At 66.9% G+C, this 15,945-nt stretch carries 15 protein-coding genes; 5 read left to right on the top strand and 10 right to left on the bottom strand.

The window, feature by feature from the left end:
• Positions 1-18: 18 nt before the first annotated feature.
• Entirely contained in the window at positions 19-1,056 is a 1,038-nt protein-coding gene (locus tag C5F44_RS12950) for a rod shape-determining protein (RefSeq protein WP_107673958.1), read from the bottom strand.
• A 248-nt stretch (positions 1,057-1,304) separates the two neighbouring features.
• On the opposite strand from C5F44_RS12950, the gene C5F44_RS12945 reads away from it, so the two are divergent.
• Positions 1,305-2,063 (top strand): SDR family NAD(P)-dependent oxidoreductase, encoded by a 759-nt coding sequence (locus C5F44_RS12945; RefSeq protein WP_219908686.1) that lies wholly within the window; start codon positions 1,305-1,307, stop codon positions 2,061-2,063.
• Positions 2,064-2,171: 108 nt separating this feature from the next.
• Positions 2,172-2,924 carry a PGN_0703 family putative restriction endonuclease gene (locus C5F44_RS12940; protein WP_107673957.1) on the top strand — a complete coding sequence of 251 codons (753 nt, stop codon included), beginning with the start codon at positions 2,172-2,174 and terminating at the stop codon, positions 2,922-2,924.
• A gap of 18 nt (positions 2,925-2,942) precedes the next feature.
• On the opposite strand, the gene C5F44_RS12935 is transcribed toward C5F44_RS12940, so the two are convergent.
• Positions 2,943-5,159 (bottom strand): transglycosylase domain-containing protein, encoded by a 2,217-nt coding sequence (locus tag C5F44_RS12935; protein ID WP_107673956.1) that lies wholly within the window; start codon positions 5,157-5,159, stop codon positions 2,943-2,945.
• 268 nt (positions 5,160-5,427) lie between these two features.
• On the opposite strand from C5F44_RS12935, the gene C5F44_RS12930 reads away from it, so the two are divergent.
• Both C5F44_RS12930 and C5F44_RS12925 read left to right on the top strand, forming a co-directional pair.
• Positions 5,428-5,766 (top strand): P-II family nitrogen regulator, encoded by a 339-nt coding sequence (locus tag C5F44_RS12930; RefSeq protein ID WP_107673955.1) that lies wholly within the window; start codon positions 5,428-5,430, stop codon positions 5,764-5,766.
• 25 nt (positions 5,767-5,791) lie between these two features.
• The gene (locus tag C5F44_RS12925; RefSeq protein ID WP_219908685.1) at positions 5,792-7,204 is read left to right on the top strand and encodes an ammonium transporter; all 1,413 of its coding nucleotides are present in this window, start codon (positions 5,792-5,794) and stop codon (positions 7,202-7,204) included.
• Between the two features lie 237 nt (positions 7,205-7,441).
• On the opposite strand, the gene C5F44_RS12920 is transcribed toward C5F44_RS12925, so the two are convergent.
• From C5F44_RS12920 to dapA, 7 genes are all read right to left on the bottom strand, one after another.
• The gene (locus C5F44_RS12920; protein WP_107673953.1) at positions 7,442-8,617 is read right to left on the bottom strand and encodes an amino acid aminotransferase; all 1,176 of its coding nucleotides are present in this window, start codon (positions 8,615-8,617) and stop codon (positions 7,442-7,444) included.
• A gap of 3 nt (positions 8,618-8,620) precedes the next feature.
• Positions 8,621-9,481, bottom strand: coding sequence for a 3-mercaptopyruvate sulfurtransferase (gene sseA, locus C5F44_RS12915; RefSeq protein WP_107673990.1), 861 nt, complete (start codon positions 9,479-9,481; stop codon positions 8,621-8,623).
• 181 nt (positions 9,482-9,662) lie between these two features.
• Positions 9,663-9,956, bottom strand: a complete 294-nt coding sequence (locus tag C5F44_RS12910) for a hypothetical protein (RefSeq protein WP_107673952.1) — start codon at positions 9,954-9,956, stop codon at positions 9,663-9,665.
• A 156-nt stretch (positions 9,957-10,112) separates the two neighbouring features.
• On the bottom strand, positions 10,113-10,586 hold the full coding sequence (smpB, locus tag C5F44_RS12905; protein ID WP_107673951.1) for an SsrA-binding protein SmpB: 474 nt from the start codon (positions 10,584-10,586) through the stop codon (positions 10,113-10,115).
• A gap of 74 nt (positions 10,587-10,660) precedes the next feature.
• Entirely contained in the window at positions 10,661-11,209 is a 549-nt protein-coding gene (locus C5F44_RS12900; RefSeq protein ID WP_107673950.1) for a Hint domain-containing protein, read from the bottom strand.
• A gap of 266 nt (positions 11,210-11,475) precedes the next feature.
• Positions 11,476-12,333 (bottom strand): DMT family transporter, encoded by an 858-nt coding sequence (locus C5F44_RS12895; RefSeq protein WP_107673949.1) that lies wholly within the window; start codon positions 12,331-12,333, stop codon positions 11,476-11,478.
• A 7-nt stretch (positions 12,334-12,340) separates the two neighbouring features.
• Positions 12,341-13,225: a 4-hydroxy-tetrahydrodipicolinate synthase gene (gene dapA / locus C5F44_RS12890; protein ID WP_107673948.1), complete on the bottom strand. Its 885-nt coding sequence runs from the start codon at positions 13,223-13,225 to the stop codon at positions 12,341-12,343.
• 139 nt (positions 13,226-13,364) lie between these two features.
• Between dapA and C5F44_RS12885 the strand changes: the two genes are divergently transcribed.
• Entirely contained in the window at positions 13,365-15,287 is a 1,923-nt protein-coding gene (locus C5F44_RS12885) for a lytic transglycosylase domain-containing protein (RefSeq protein WP_107673947.1), read from the top strand.
• Here C5F44_RS12885 and C5F44_RS12880 read toward each other — a convergent pair.
• A complete protein-coding gene (locus C5F44_RS12880) occupies positions 15,284-15,922 on the bottom strand; it encodes an HAD family hydrolase (RefSeq protein WP_107673946.1) in 639 nt (212 codons plus the stop codon). The genes C5F44_RS12885 and C5F44_RS12880 overlap by 4 nt on opposite strands.
• Positions 15,923-15,945: the final 23 nt, after the last annotated feature.

Genomic DNA, 15,945 nt, shown 5'->3' with positions numbered 1-15,945 from the left:
CCTGTCGCCCGGTTGCGATCAGGTGTCGTAGTCGATCACATGCCGAAGCTGCTTCTCATATTCCAGCGCCTTGCCGGTGCCGAGGGCAACACAATTCAGTGACTCGTTCGCCACGCTGATCGAAAGGCCGGTCTGTTCGCGCAAGGACAGGTCCAGATCGCCCAGAAGCGCCCCGCCGCCGGTCAGCATCACGCCGCGGTCCACGATGTCGGCCGCCAGGTCGGGCGGGGTGGCTTCCAGCGCCTGCATCACCGCATCGCAGATCTGCTGCACGGGTTCGGCCAGCGCCTCGGCCACCTGGGCCTGATTGATCTCGGTTTCCTTCGGCACGCCGTTCAGCAGGTCGCGGCCACGGATCGTCATGCTGGCGCCCCGCCCGTCATCGGGCATCCGGGCCGTGCCGATGCTGGTCTTGATGCGTTCGGCGGTCGATTCCCCGATCAGCAGGTTCTGGTGACGGCGCAGGTAGCTGACGATCGCCTCATCCATGCGGTCGCCGCCCACGCGGACGGACCGGGCATAGACGATGTCGCCCAGCGACAGAACCGCCACTTCGGTCGTGCCGCCGCCGATATCCACCACCATGTTGCCGGTGGGTTCGGTGATCGGCATCCCCGCCCCGATTGCCGCGGCAATCGGTTCGGCAATGAGACCGGCGCGTTTCGCCCCGGCCGACAGGACCGACTGCCGGATCGCGCGCTTTTCCACCGGCGTCGCGCCATGCGGCACGCAGACAATGATCTTGGGTTTGCTGAAGGTGGATCGCTTGTGAACCTTGCGGATGAAATGCTTGATCATTTCTTCCGCCGCCTCGAAGTCGGCGATCACGCCGTCACGCATCGGGCGGATCGCCTCGATGGTGCCGGGGGTGCGGCCCAGCATCAGCTTGGCATCCTCGCCCACCGCCAGAACCTGCTTCTTGCCGTCCTTGACGTGATAGGCCACGACCGAAGGTTCGTTCAGCACGATCCCCTTGCCGCGGATGTAGACCAGCGTATTTGCGGTCCCGAGGTCGATCGCCATATCTGACGAGAATAGGCCGGGAAGAAGCGACATTCGGGTGTCCCCACGAGCAAGCAGAATTGTCCCGGCGACTCAGGGTCCGAGGCGGGCGCCTTCATATAAGGACCTGCGCCGATGAACGAAAGGCCTTGTAGCACGGGCACGGCGGCAGGCCGCACACTTTCGCGTAGGTGCAGGAATCGCATGTTGAATGGGGGTTGGCGCCTCACATTCTTGCCCGGAATTGACCTTCCGCGACATCTTGCCATTCTGGCCCGGCAGGATGCAGGGCAGGGGGCAGCATGGCGGGCGTTGCGGGACGGGTGGCTTTGGTCACGGGCGCAGGGGCGCCGGGGGGAATCGGCTTTGCCATCGGGCGGGCGCTGGCCGCAGCCGGGGCGCGTGTCTGCCTGACCGCAACCACGCCGCGCATCCATGACAGGGCCGCCGAAATCGGCGCGATGTCGCATATCGCGGACCTGACCGATCCGGCCCAGGTGGCCGCGCTGTTCGCCGCCGTCGAGGCCGGGCTTGGCCCTGTCGAGGTGCTGGTGAACAATGCCGGCATGGTGCAATCGGGCAGGCGGGTGAAGCGGCAGGCGCTGGCCGGCTGGTCTGATGCCGACTGGGCGCATCACATGGCGCTGAACATCAACACCACCTTCCATTGCTGCCGCGCGGCCCTGCCGGGCATGGCGGCGCAAGGCTATGGCCGCATCGTCAACATCAGCAGCGTGACCGGGCCTGTCGTCGCCATAGACGGCAGTTCCGCCTATGCCACCGCCAAGGCCGCGATCACCGGCATGACCCGTTCGATCGCGCTGGAATATGGCCGGCAGGGCATCACCTGCAACGCGGTGCTGCCCGGCTGGATCGCCACCGACAGCTCCAGCCCCAAGGAAATCAGGGCCGGGCAGCGCACCCCGGCCGGCCGCCCCGGCACCCCTGCCGAAGTGGCCGCCTGCGCGCTGTTCCTGGCCAGCGAAGAGGCGTCCTATGTCACCGGCACCACGCTGGTGGTTGATGGCGGCAATACCCTGCAAGAGATGAAGGGCGCCTGATCTGCCCCCGCCTGCCGGGGATTGACCTGCCCGCGCGGCAGCTTCATCTGGGGGCCATCGCGCAGGCGTCCGGTTCCGGGCGGGCGCGCTTGCCCGGAAAGGCCGTTCATGCCCGCATCTTTCCCCTTCCTGCCCGGCGTTCCGGCCGAGGCCGTTCTTGCCGCCCTTGGCCGCGCGCCGGGGGGTGAACTGGCGTCTGGCAAGTTCGACAGCCCCGAGTCTTCGGCCGCGCTGGCCGCCAATGCCTTCGGCTGGTTCCTGGATCGGCCTGCCGCCCTGCCACCGCTGCCCGGCGTGCCGATGGGCCGGGTGGAAACGGTCGAGGTCGAGGCCGAGATGCCGTTCCCCTGGCGGGGCGGCAGGCATCCCTGGCTGGATGCGGTGCTTGTCACCCCCACGACGCTGGTTGGTGTCGAGGCCAAGCGTTATGAGCCGTTCCGCCCGCGCAAGGCATCGGCCTTTTCCGAGGCGTTCGAGACCCGCGACTGGGGCGATGGTATGGCCCGCTTCACCGCCCTGCGCCACGCGCTGACCGAAGGGCGGCAGGTCTATCGTTGCCTGGATGCCGTCGAACTGGTGAAGAACGCCTATGGCCTGCGCACGCAGGGCACCAAACGGGCGCGCGGGGCGGTGATGGTCTATCTGCATGCCGCGCCGGCCACCTGGGCCAGCGGCAAGCCGGTGGACCCTGCCGCCATTGCCCGGCACGAGGCCGAGATCGCCGATTTTGCCCGCGCGGTGAAAGGGGATGCCGTCACCTTTGTTGCGCTTCGCTGGTCAGACCTGCTGAAGCAATGGGCGCGGACGCCCGACCTTGCCGCCCATGCCGCGGCGATTGCCGGGCGGTTCGGCAGCCTGTGACGGTGGCGCTGGCGCCGGTCAGTTGCCGGCGCCGTTCCTTTGCACGTCGTTCAGGATCTGGTCGGCCAGATCGTCTTCGGTCATGCCCGGCTTGTTGGGGTTCGAGCCGTCGAAATAGGGCACGTCCTCGGGCTGGACGAAATCATTGGGGTCATAGGGAACCGGCTCACCCGGCATTGCCCCCGGAACGCCCGTGACCGTGTTGCCGGGAATTTCCTTCGGCAGCGGCTTCGGCTCTGACCCTTCGCTGATGCGGGTCATCACCTCATGCCAGATTTCCGCCGGCAGCCCGCCGCCGGTGACACCGTTCAGCGGGGTGTTGTCGTCATACCCCAGCCAGACACCCACCACATAATCGGCCGTGAAGCCCACGAACCAGGCATCGCGGGCCGAGTTGGTGGTGCCGGTTTTGCCGGCGGCCTCATACCCGTTCAGCCGGGCGCGGGTGCCGGTGCCCTTCTCGATCACCTGCGTCATCATGTAGATCAGCGCATGGGCCGCGGTTTCCGAGATCACCCGTTCCCCGATGCCGCCGCCCTGCCCGAACAGCGGCTCCTCCTCGCCCTGAAGTTTCAGCGCGCGCAGCCCGTAGGGCGTGACGGACGATCCGCCGTTCAGGATGCCGGCATAGGCGCCGGTCATCTCGATCAGGGTGGATTCGCTGGCGCCAAGGGCCAGCGCCGGGCCATCGGCCAGATTCTGCGCCACGCCGAAATCGGTGGCGACCTTCTTCACCAGATCGCGCCCGACCAGTTCCTGAATCTTGACGGCGGGAATGTTGCGGCTTTCGGCCAGGGCCTGGGTCAGCGTGATCATGCCCTTGAACTTGCCGTCATAGTTCTTGGGGGAATAGACGCCCGAGCCCGGCACGTTGATCGACCACGGGCTGTCATCGACATAATCCAGCGGGCTGTAGCCCAGATCCATGGCCACGGCATAGATGAAGGGCTTGAAGGCCGATCCGGTCTGCCGCAGGGCCTGGGTGGCCCGGTTGAAATCACCTGCCTGCGGCAGGTCGCGCCCGCCCACCATGGCGCGCACGGCGCCATCCGCGCTCATCACCACGATCGCGGCCTGCGCCTTCGACCCCGCCTTGACCTTGTTCTCGAAGACCCATTTCAGCGCCTCTTCGGCCTGAGACTGCATCTTCTGGTCGAGCGTGGTCTCCATGATCACGTCTTCGGTGGTGGTGCGGGCCAGATAGTCGGGGGTCGTCTCCATCACCCAGTCGGCAAAGAAGCCGCCGTTCTTCTGTGCCGCGGCCTTGGACAACTGGGCCGGATGGGCCAGCGCCTCGGCGGCCTCGGCCTTGGTCAGGTAGCCCTGTTCCTGCATCAGGCCGATCACCACGGCGGCCCGGTCGCGCGCGCGCTGCATGTTGCCGGTGGGCGCATAAGTCGAGGGCGCCTTGAGCAGCCCCGCCAGCATGGCCGCTTCGGCGGCGCTGACATCGGCGGCGGATTTGCCGAAATAGCGTTGGGCGGCGGCTTCAAACCCGCGGGCGCCGGCGCCCAGATAGGCGCGGTTGAAGTAGATCGTCAGGATGTCTTCCTTGGAATACTTCGCCTCCATCGCCATGGAGAACGGCAGTTCCTTGATCTTGCGCCACATGCCACCCGACCGGCAGTCCTTTTCGTATTCGGCTTCGGTCTTCCAATGCGCCGGGTCATAGGTAACGCCAAGGCAAAGCAGTTTCGCCACCTGCTGGGTGATGGTCGAACCGCCGTTGCCTTCGAACGGGCCGCGGCCTTCCGACAGGTTGATGCGCACGGCGCTGGCGATGCCGCGCGGCGACACGCCGAAGTGCCAGTAGAACCGCTTGTCCTCGGTCGCGATCACCGCGTTGTGCAGATAAGGCGAGACGGTGCCGGCGGTGACCTGGCCGCCGAAGGTTTCGCCGCGCCAGGCAAAGACCTTGTTGTTGCGGTCAAGCAGCGTGACCGAGCCGCGGGCACGGCCGTCAAGCAGGGCGTTCAGGTCGGGCAGTTGCGAATAGAAGTAGAAAACGATGCCGGCATAGACCAGCAGGGCGACGGCGGTCACCCGCCACAGCACGGCCCAGATCATCCGCCACAGGAACAGCACGAACCCCACGATCAGGCCATGCCGGCGGCGCGGGCCGGGCGTGCGCGGCGTGCGCTTGGGCGCCGCGGTTTTCTTCGCGGGCGCTGTCGTGCGCGAGGAATATCGTCTGTCCGCCACAAGGGGGTCTTTGCCCCTGCCACCCGCTGCCATCGTAAAACTGCCCGCCTTGATCGCGTGTTCATTCTTGGGGGGCGAAGATAGCCGCCTTTTGCCGCGATGCGAAGAGATCGGCGTCGCGATTCGCGTCGCTTGTATGATTAATTTACAGGCATAAGCCTGTTTTCCAGTCTTCAATTTGGGCATTCACCCCGGAAACGCCCCCCTGAGGCCGGCCTTTCTCTGTTCCGGCCCGGCGAAAACCCGCCTCCTTGCGCAGGGGGCCCATTGCCCCGGGCCCGACGCAGGAAAGGGGAAGACCGTGAAACTCATCATGGCTGCAGTGAAGCCGTTCAAGCTGGACGAGGTGCGCGAGGCGCTGACCGCGATCGGCGTGCGCGGAATGATGGTGTCCGAGATCAAGGGGTTCGGCTCTCAGTCGGGCCACACGGAAATTTACCGCGGCGCGGAATACGCCGTGAACTTCGTGCCGAAGCTGCGACTTGAGATCGTCGTCGCCGACGCGCTGGCCGACCAGGTTGTCGAGACGATCAGCAAGACCGCGCGCACCGGCAAGATCGGTGACGGCAAGATCTTCGTGATCGACGTGGAAAAGGCCGTGCGCGTGCGCACCGGCGAAACCGATGATGACGCGCTGTAAGCGTGCGGGGAAGAGGATGAACGCGATGAAACCATTGACGAAAATCTTGGGAACGGGAGCAGCCTTCGCGGCGCTGGCCGCGTTGCCCGCACTGGCGCAGGACGGTCCGATCAAGAACCCCGACGCGGCCGCCATGGCCGGAATGGTGGACAAGGGCGACACGGCCTGGATGCTGATCTCCTCGGCGCTGGTTCTGCTGATGTCGATCCCGGCGCTGGCGCTGTTCTACGGCGGTCTGGTGCGCACGAAGAACATGCTTTCGCTGCTGATGCAGGTCTTCATGATCGTATCGCTGGCGGCGCTGCTCTGGGTCGCTTACGGCTATTCGCTGGCCTTCACCAGCGGCGGGCCGTTCATCGGGGGCCTGTCGAAGGCGTTCCTCGCGAATGTCGGCACCGGCACCTTCGCCGCGACCTTCTCGAACAACGTCTACATCCCGGAATATGCGTTTGTCGTCTTCCAGATGACCTTCGCCTGCATCACCCCGGCCCTCATCGTTGGGGCCTTCGCAGAGCGGATCAAATTCTGGCCGCTGATGCTGTTCGTGGTGGTCTGGCTGACCGTGGTCTATTTCCCGATGGCGCACATGGTCTGGTACTGGGCAGGCCCGGACTTCCTTGCCGATCTGCCGGGCGATCACGGCCTGCTGTGGGGCTGGGGCGCGCTGGACTTTGCAGGCGGGACCGTGGTGCACATCAATGCCGGGATCGCGGGCCTTGTCGGCTGCATCGTTATCGGCAAGCGGTTGGGCTTCAACAAGGAAGCCATGCCGCCGCACAGCCTGACCATGACCATGATCGGCGCCTCGCTGCTGTGGGTTGGCTGGTTCGGCTTCAATGCCGGTTCCAACCTGGAATCGAACGGTCTGGCGGCACTGGCTTTCCTCAATACCTTTGTGGCCACCGCTGCAGCAACGCTGGCGTGGTGCTTTGTCGAACAGGCAGCGCACGGCCGCCCTTCGCTGCTGGGCGCGGTCACCGGTGCGGTGGCGGGTCTGGTCGCGATCACCCCGGCGGCAGGCTTCGCCTCGCCAATGGGCGCAATGCTGCTGGGTCTGATCGTATCGCCGATCTGCTACATCTTCGTCAGCAAGGTGAAGAAGGCCTTCGGCTATGACGACAGCCTGGATGTCTTTGGTGTTCACTGCATCGGCGGCATTGTCGGCGCCATCGGCACCGGCATCGTGGCCGACCCGTCGCTGGGCGGTCAGGGCTGGTACGATTACACCGTCTTCCCGGCCGTGGCCGGGGCCTATGACATGGGCGCCCAGGTGATCACCCAGATGAAGGCCGTCGGGGTGACGCTGGTCTGGTCGGGCGGTGTCTCTCTGGTCCTGTTCCTGGTGATCAAGGCCGTGTTCGGTCTTCGTCCGAGCGCCGATGACGAGCGTCAGGGTCTTGACCAGACCTCGCACGGCGAAAGCGCCTACAACTACTGAGGATGACCCGGGCGGCTGGCCCCTCCTGCCGCCCGAAATGGAAAGGCCCGCGGGTTCCTCCCCCCGCGGGCCTTTTCAGTTTTGTCTGCCGGCGCAGGGGAGGGCTCTGCCCCCACCTCGCTGACGCTCGGCCCCCCCGGGGTGTTTGGGCCAAGATGAAGAAGCATGTGCTTCCTCTTGGCCCAAATACCCCCGCCGGAGGCCCCGGCCTGCCACGAGGCACGCCAGGAAGGGGGGTTACAGAACCTGCGCGATGGCGGCGGCCAGAACCGGCACGGTTTTCGCGTTCAGCCCGGCAATGTTGATGCGGCTGTCGCCGACCATGTAGATGCCGTGCTGTTCGCGCAGCGTGGTGACCTGCGCTTCGGTCAGGCCCAGCCTGCTGAACATGCCGCGATGCCGTGCGACGAAATCGAAGCGGTCGCTGTTGGTGGCGCGGCGCAGCTCGTCGGCCAGTTGCTGGCGCAGGCCCAGCATGTTCTGGCGCACATCTTCCAGTTCCGATTTCCATTCGGCCGTCAGCGCGGCATCTTCCAGGATCATCGTCACCAGACGGGCGCCGTGATCGGGCGGGAAGCTGTAGTTCTGCCGGTTCAGGTAGTTCAGGTTGCCCTGCACCACGGCCTTGCGGTCGGGGCTGGTCAACGCGATCAGGATGCCGGTCCGTTCGCGATAGACGCCAAAGTTCTTGGAGCAGGAGGCGGCGATCAGCACTTCGGGGAAGGCGGCCGCCACCTTGCGCGTCGCCTCGGCATCGGCATCCAGCCCGTCGCCAAAGCCCTGATAGGCCAGGTCGACAAAGGGAATCGCGCCGCGCGCCTGCAGCACCGCGATCACCTGATCCCATTGCGCGGCATCCAGGTTCGCGCCGGTCGGGTTGTGGCAGCAGCCGTGCAGCAGCACCGCATCGCCAGCAGCAACGGTGCCCAGATCGGCCAAAAGACCGGCGAAATCGACCCCGCCGGTGGCGGCGTCGAAATAGCGGTATTCGCCAGACGGCATACCCAGGTATTTCACGATGGACGGATGGTTCGGCCAGGTCGGGTTGGACATCCACACCTTGGCCTTGGGGTTCGCCATGCGGATCAGTTCCAGCGCCTGCCGGATGGCGCCGGTGCCGCCGGGCGTGGCGACCGAGGCGGCGCGGTCGGCATAGCCGTCGCCGAGGATCAGCCCGACCATGGCCGCGTTATAGGCCGGTTCACCCGCCAGCGCGGTATAGGTCTTGGTCTTTTCGCTGTCCCACAGCTTTTTCTCGGCAGCCTTGACGGCGCGCATCACCGGGGTCAGGCCGGTGGGGTCTTTGTAGACGCCGACGCCAAGGTCGATCTTGGTGTCGCGCGGGTCTTCGCGGAACATCGCGATCAGTTGCAGGATCTTGTCCTGCGGCTGGGGATTCAGGGCTTCAAGCATCTTTCATCCTTTCCGGGCCGGCCCGGTTTCGACCGGCAGATCGTCATACATGCCCCATTCCGACCAAGAGCCGTCATAGACCGCCCAGTCGCGGTGGCCCAGCCGTTCCAGCGCCAGCGCCAGAACCGAGGCGGTGACGCCCGAGCCGCAGGTGGTGATGGCAGGCCGGCTCAGGTCAACGCCGGCGGCTTCGAACACGGCCTTCAGCGCGGCGCCCTGTTTCATGGTGCCATCGGGGTTGAGAACTTCGCCGAAGGGCACGTTCCTGGCGCCCGGAATATGGCCCGAACGCAGGCCCGGCCGGGGTTCGGGAACGCTGCCTTCAAACCGGGGGGCGCCCCGGGCGTCGATCACCTCGGCCAGGCCCAGCTTGGCGGCATGGGCGACCTGGGTCACGTCCTTCACCAGATGGTTCTGGCGGGCCACGGTGATGTGCCGGTCGCGCACAACGGGGGGCATGTCCTCGATCTCGCGCCCCTCGGCCCGCCATTTCGGCAGGCCGCCGTCCAGAACGGCGATGTCGGTCTTGCCCATCAGGCGGAAGGTCCACCAGACGCGGGCGGCGCTGAACAGGCCGGCCCCGTCATAGACCACGACCTGATGGCCATCGCCCACACCCATGGCGCGCATCCGGCTGATGAACTTTTCCGAAGGCGGCGCCATATGGGGCAGGCTGGACCGCTGGTCGGTGATTTCGTCGATGTCGAAGAAGCGCGCGCCTGGAATATGGCCCGCGTCATATTCCGCTTTTGGGTCGCGGCCCGCGTCGGGCATGTACCAGCTTGCATCCAGGATGCGCAGGTCCGGGTCGTTCAGATGTTGCGCCAGCCAGTCGGTCGAGACAAGCGTGCGGGGATCGTCCATCGGGGCGGGGATCAGCGGCATGGGGCGGCCTTGCGCGGGAAAGGGGTCTGCTGACCTATAGCCGCAGCACCGCCGGGTGCAAGCCTTCGCCGCGGGGTGCGGCAGTGCGGCGCCAGCAAAAGGCCCCGCGGCGGAACCGCGGGGCCTGTATCTTTCGGGCGCCGTCAAGCGCGCGGCGCGATCAGCCCTTGGCCATCGCCTTGCGGACAAAGCCGATGATCGCCATCAGCACGCCGCCGCCCACACCGCCGCCGGCCACGCTTTGGACAATGGCGCCGATATCAAGGTTCGCCATATCGGCCGTCGCGCCACCAAGACCACCCGCACCCAGCATCTGCAGCAGGTAGCCACCGATGCCACCGCCCAGGATGCCGGCGAGCGAGTTGCCCAGCGTGCCGAGGCTGAGGTTCTTGAGCAGCGCACCAGCGGCGTTGCCGCCAAGTGCACCCGCGATGAGTTGAATGATGATTTCCATACTGCGCAACCTTTCCCTGTCCCGCCGGTTCTTCGGCAGGTTCCGCCCGGTACTCAAGCGCAAGGCGCCAGGTCCGGGCAGGGGGAATCCTGCCCTATCGTTCCCCGGACGGCAATAAACATGTGTGAAAAGTGCAAGAATTAGCGAAGCTGTGGCTTAGCCGCCCTGCTTGAGAAGGCGGGCCTTCTGCCGGTCCCAGTCACGCTTGGCGCTGGTTTCGCGCTTGTCGGCCAGCTTCTTGCCCTTGGCGATGCCCAGTTTCAGCTTCACCATGCCGCGTTCGTTGAAATACATTTTCAGCGGAACGATGGTCATGCCTTCGCGGGCCGTCGCGTTCCACAGCCGCGACAGTTCCTTGCGGGACACCAGAAGTTTGCGGCGGCGGCGTTCTTCGTGGCCCCAGGTCTTGGCCTGCAGGTAGGGGGCGATGTAGCCGTTGATCAGCCACAGCTCGCCGCCTTCGACCGAGGCATAGCTTTCGCCGATGTTGGCGCCGCCCTGACGCAGGCTTTTCACTTCGGACCCTTGCAGGATGATGCCAGCCTCAAGGTCCGACTCGATATGATAATCGAAACGGGCGCGCCGGTTTTCGGCGATCAGCTTGGAATTGGGGTCTGATTTCTCGGCCATGGTCCGTTCCAGATAGGGGCGGCGGGCCGCGGAGTCCAGAAGGCAAGGTGCCGGAAGGTGCCCTGGCGGGCCGGTCAGGCGAAGCGGCGGCTGCGTTCGGCCAGGAACAGCGCCGCAGCGCGGGCGTGCAGTTCGGGAAAGGCCGTGTCGCCGCCGCGCAGGCCGGGGCACAGCAGCAGCAGGCCGGACTGCGCCCAGACCACCTCTTCCTCGGCGAAGATCGGGGTGACGACCTCAACCCGGCGCGGCGCGCTGGCGGTGCGGGCGCCGATGCAGCCGGTCAGCGCGGCGGCGGCAATGCGGGCATAGGGCGCGGCCATCAGACCGACCGTATCCAGCAGAACGGATTGGCCGGGCATCAGCATGACATCGGAACAGGCGTCGAAATGGCCGCCGGACAGGTGCACCACCGGCTCGCCGGGCAGCACCTCGCGCCGGTTCAGGGCAACGACGCGGCGCAGGCCGCCGTCCAGCGTCTGAAGGCTGTCGCCGACCCGCAGCGATTGCACAGGCCGCCAGCCGGCGGCGGTTTCGATCAGCGTTCCGTCGATCAGGCCCTGGCCAAGCGTGGCGGCTGCCGTGACCGGGGTGGCGGCAAAGCGGGTGACATCCTGCATGAACATGGGCGGTCTCCTTCAGGCTGACCCGGCCGTGAGGCCGGTGTTAAGGGTTTGGGCGGCCAGGGTGGCCATCTGCCCAAATCGCGCTTGGATCGCGCCATTTTTGCGCCACAATCTGGGCACTTTCCCGACATTGTTTGGCTTGGGGAAACGCCGGTCTGCGAATGGCCGCATCGTCCTGAAAGGCCGCTGCCGGTTACCGGCTGTTAGGCATGAAGCCCATAAAATTCAAAGTATTGTCAGGGCACGGCGCCGGTGAGTCCCGGCGGTCAGCGGCGGATGGTCAGCCCGATCAGGCCCGCGCCCACCACCAGCGCCGCCCCGATCAGGGTTTGCGCATCGGGACGTTCCCCGAACAGCAGCACCGCCAGGATCAGCGCGAAGACCAGCCGGGTATAGCGGAACGGGGTGACGGCCGCGACTTCGCCCGTGCGCATGGCGGCGGTCAGCGCGTGATAACCGACGATGCCGAAGGTGCAGGCGCCCAGCATCAGCGCGGCTTCGCGCCCGTCGGGCAGGCGGGCGCCGCCGGTCCAGCCCAGAATGACAAGCCCGGCGATGCCCAGCATGGCAAAGCCGATCACCCCAAGCTGCCGGTTCGACAGCCGCATCGGCGCGGCGCGGGTCGCCAGATCGCGGCCGGCAAAGCCCAGCATCCCGGCCACGGCCAGCAGCGACAGCGCCGAGAACCCCGCCACGCCCGGCCGCAGGATGACAAGCACCCCGATCAGCCCCACCAGAACCGCCAGCCAGCGCAGCCAGCCGACCCGTTCGTTAAACAGGATCGCGGCGCCCGCGATCACCACCAGCGGCGTCGCCTGCAGGATGGCCGAGGTGGTTGACAGCGGCGTCAGCGCGATGGCCAGCGCATAGAACAGCCGCCCGCCGATTTCGAACCCCGAACGGATCAGCAGCGGTGGGGCCAGAAAGCCGCTCGGAAAGGCGGGTTCGCCCATGCGGCGGGCCATCAGGCCAAAGGTCAGGATGCCGGCGATGCCCATGACCACCATCACCTGCCCCACCGGCAGGCTGTGGGCGGCGGCCTTGATGAACATGTCCTCGACGGCGAAACCCGCCATCGAAAGCGTCATCAGCATCGCGCCGCGAAGGTTGTCGGCGCGGGTCATGGGCGGATCACAGAACCCCGGCGTGGACCATGGCGGCACGGATGCGCGCCTTGGTGCCATCGGTCAGGCCCACCAGCGGCAGGCGCACGTCTTCGGTGCAGCGCCCCAGCAGCGACAGGCCGTATTTCGCGCCGGCAAGCCCCGGTTCCAGGAAGATCGCCTCATGCAGCGGCATCAGCAGATCCTGATACTTCAGCGCGGTGGCATAGTCGCCGCGCAGGGTGGCGGCCTGGAATTCGGCGCAGAGCCTGGGCGCGACATTCGCGGTCACGCTGATGCAGCCCACGCCGCCATGGGCGTTGAAGCCAAGCGCCGTGGCATCTTCGCCCGAAAGCTGCACGAAATCGGCCCCACAGGCGGCGCGCTGCTGGCTGACCCGCTCGATCTTGCCGGTGGCGTCCTTGACGCCCACGATCCGCGGCAGGGCGGCCAGCTTGCCCATGGTTTCGGGCGTCATGTCCACGACCGACCGGCCGGGAATGTTGTAGATCACGATCGGCAGGGTGCAGCAGTCATGCAGCGCGGTGAAATGCGCGATTAGCCCCGCCTGGGTGGGCTTGTTGTAATAGGGCGTCACCACCAGCGCCGCGTCGGCCCCCACCTTTTCGGCATGGCGGATCAGGCGGATGCCTTCCACCGTGTTGTTCGACCCGGCGCCCGCGATCACCGGCACCCGGCCGGCGGCGAACTTCACCACGGCCTCGACCACGGCTTCATGTTCTTCATGCGTCAGGGTCGGGCTTTCGCCGGTGGTGCCCACCGGGACAAGGCCGGTCGAGCCCTGCTCGATCTGCCAGTCGACCAGTTTTTTCAGGGTGTCCATGTCCACTTCGCCGCCCTTGAAGGGCGTCACCAGGGCCGGGATCGACCCGCTCAACCTGTCGTGGCGCATCGCGCATCTCCTGAAAGCGGTCCGTCGCTGGCCGCGGTTGCAATCGGCCCTCCTTATCGCCGGACGAAAGGCTTGCCAAGCACCGCAGATGACGGGTTCGTGGGTTGTGGCGCGCGGCGCGCTAAGGCAATTTCCGGCCATGACGACATTCCTTCGCCTTGTGCTGCTTGCGGTCCTGCTGATCGCCCCGCCCGCCCGTGCCGATGAGGTGCAGGCGATGAAGACCGCGCTATCGGTCGCCGCCACCGGAGACTGGGACGGCGCGCTGGCCGTTGCCCCGCAGGGGGTGGGGCGGGATGTGGTGGTCTGGCAATGGCTGCGCGCGGGCAAGGGACGGCTGGGCGATTATGAGTCGTTCCTGGAACGCAGGCCTGACTGGCCGGGGCTGCCGCTCTTGAAGGAAAAGGGCGAACAGGCGCTGGCATCCGAAACGCCGGCGCGTGTGGTGGCCTATTTCGGGGCGGACAGCCCTGTCACCGGCGAAGGCGCGGTGGCGCTGGTGGGGGCACTGTGGGCGACGGGTGACCTTGCCCGCGCCGAGACCGAGGCGATGCGCGCCTGGGCTGAACTGGACCTGACGCCGGAACAGGAACAGATGCTGCTGGGTCTGGCGCCCGACGCCCTGGCGCGGCTGCATCAGGCGCGGCTGGACAACCTGCTCTGGTCCGGCAAGGGCCCGCAGGCCGAACGGATGCTGCCGCTGGTATCCGAAGGCTGGCAGAAGCTGGCCCGCGCCCGGCTGGCGCTGCGGGCCGGCAAGCCGGGGGTGGATGCGCTGGTTGCCGCCGTGCCCGAGGATCTGAAGCAGAACCCCGGCCTGACCTATGAGCGGTTCCTGTGGCGGATGCGGCGCGACCAGTATGACGATGCGGCGGCGCTGATCATCGCCACCCCGCCCGAGGCCCTGGGCCGGCCTGCCATGTGGGCCGAACGCCGGGCGCTGCTGGCGCGCTGGCTGTTGCGGCAGGGCCGCCCGGCCGAGGCCTACAAGGTGGCGGCGCAGCACGGGCTGGCCGGAGGCGCGGCCTATGCCGACCTGGAGTTCCTTGCCGGGTTTGTCGCCCTGCGGCGGCTGGGCGACGGCGAAACCGCGTTGCGCCACTTTGGCCATCTCGGGGCCGAAGTCACCACGCCCATCAGTCTGGCCCGCGCCGCCTATTGGCAGGGCCGCGCGCTGGAGGCGCTGGGCAGGGATGAAGACGCCGAAACCGCGATGCAGGCGGCGGCGCGGCACCAGACGGCCTATTACGGCCTTCTGGCATCCGAAAAGCTGGGCCTGCCGCTGGACAAGCGGCTGATCGAAGATGCACCCGGCCCCCCCGGAAGCTGGCGGCAATCCGCCTTTGCCGGATCTTCGGTGCTGGCGGCGGGGCGCCTGCTGCTGGCCGCGGGCGACCGCACGCTGGGCAAGCGGTTCCTGCTGCATCTGGGCGAAAGCCTGGACGATGCCGAACTGGCGCAACTGGCCGACATGGCGCTTGAGATGAACGAACCGCATGTCGCGGTGGTGATCGCCAAGGCGGCGGCCGAACGCGGGGTGATCCTGCCGCGCGCCTATTTCCCCGTGCCGGATTTCGTGCAGGACGGGCTGAAGGTCTCGCGTGCGCTGGCGCTGGCGATTTCGCGGCGCGAAAGCGAATTCGATCCGGCGGCGCGATCCCATGCCGATGCGCGCGGGCTGATGCAGATCCTGCCAGGCACGGCCAAGCTGATGGCCAAGGAACTGGGGGTCGAGTTCACGCCGGGCAAGCTGCTGACGGACCCGGCCTATAACGTGACGCTGGGTTCGGCCTATCTGGCGCATCTGATCGAGGAGTTCGGCCCCTCGATCGCGCTGGTCGCCAGCGGCTACAACGCCGGGCCGGGGCGGCCCCGCCGCTGGGTCGATGATCTGGGCGATCCGCGGCAGAAATCGGTGGATGTGGTCGACTGGGTCGAGACCATCCCCTTTGCCGAAACCCGCACCTATGTGATGCGGGTGGTGGAAGGCGTGGTGATCTATCGCGCCAAGCTGAAGGGCAAGGCCGGGCCGGTGCGGCTGACGCCTGAACTGCGCGGCTAGGCAGGGCCGATCAGCCCGGCGCTGCGGGCGCCGGTCAGCAGGTCGGGGGCAAGGTGATGCGCCCAGCGGCCCTGGGATGGCAGGATGTCGGGCACCTGCACCACGGTGCAGCCGGCCCGCCAGGCGGCTTCGGCCCCGATCTCGCTGTCTTCGAACACCAGACAACGGGCCGGATCGCAGCCGAACAGGTTGGCGGCCAGCAGATAGGGGGCAGGGGCGGGCTTGGGTTCGGTGACATCATCGAACGTCACCACATGGTCGAAGAACCCGGCCAGCCCCGCCACCGCCAGCTTGTGATGCGCGCCCGCCCGCGCGGTTGAGGTGACAAGGGCGCGGCGGCGGCCCTCGGTTGCCTGCAGAAGCGGCATCACGCCGGGTTTCAGCGGCAGGCCGGCGTTGACACCGGCATCAAACCCGGCGCCCCAGTCGCGGCGGATGGCGTCAAGATCGGCCTGCGGAAACCGGCTGCGGATGATCTGCGCCACGCTGGCCTGATCAAGGCCGATCAGCCCGTGCATGAAATCGGCATCGACCGTCACCCCGGCGGCCGCAAAAGCGGCGATGCCGGTCGAAAGCGCGATGCTTTCGGTGTCGATCAGGGTGCCGTCAAGATCGAAGAACAGCGCATCGAACATGGGATTCCGCCGGATAGGCCGGC

The sequence above is a fragment of the Fuscovulum blasticum DSM 2131 genome (assembly GCF_003034965.1).
In the GTDB taxonomy this organism is placed as follows: Bacteria; Pseudomonadota; Alphaproteobacteria; order Rhodobacterales; family Rhodobacteraceae; genus Pseudogemmobacter; species Pseudogemmobacter blasticus.
Note: the sequence above shows the minus strand (reverse complement) of the source record. Positions and strands in the feature narration are given on the sequence as shown.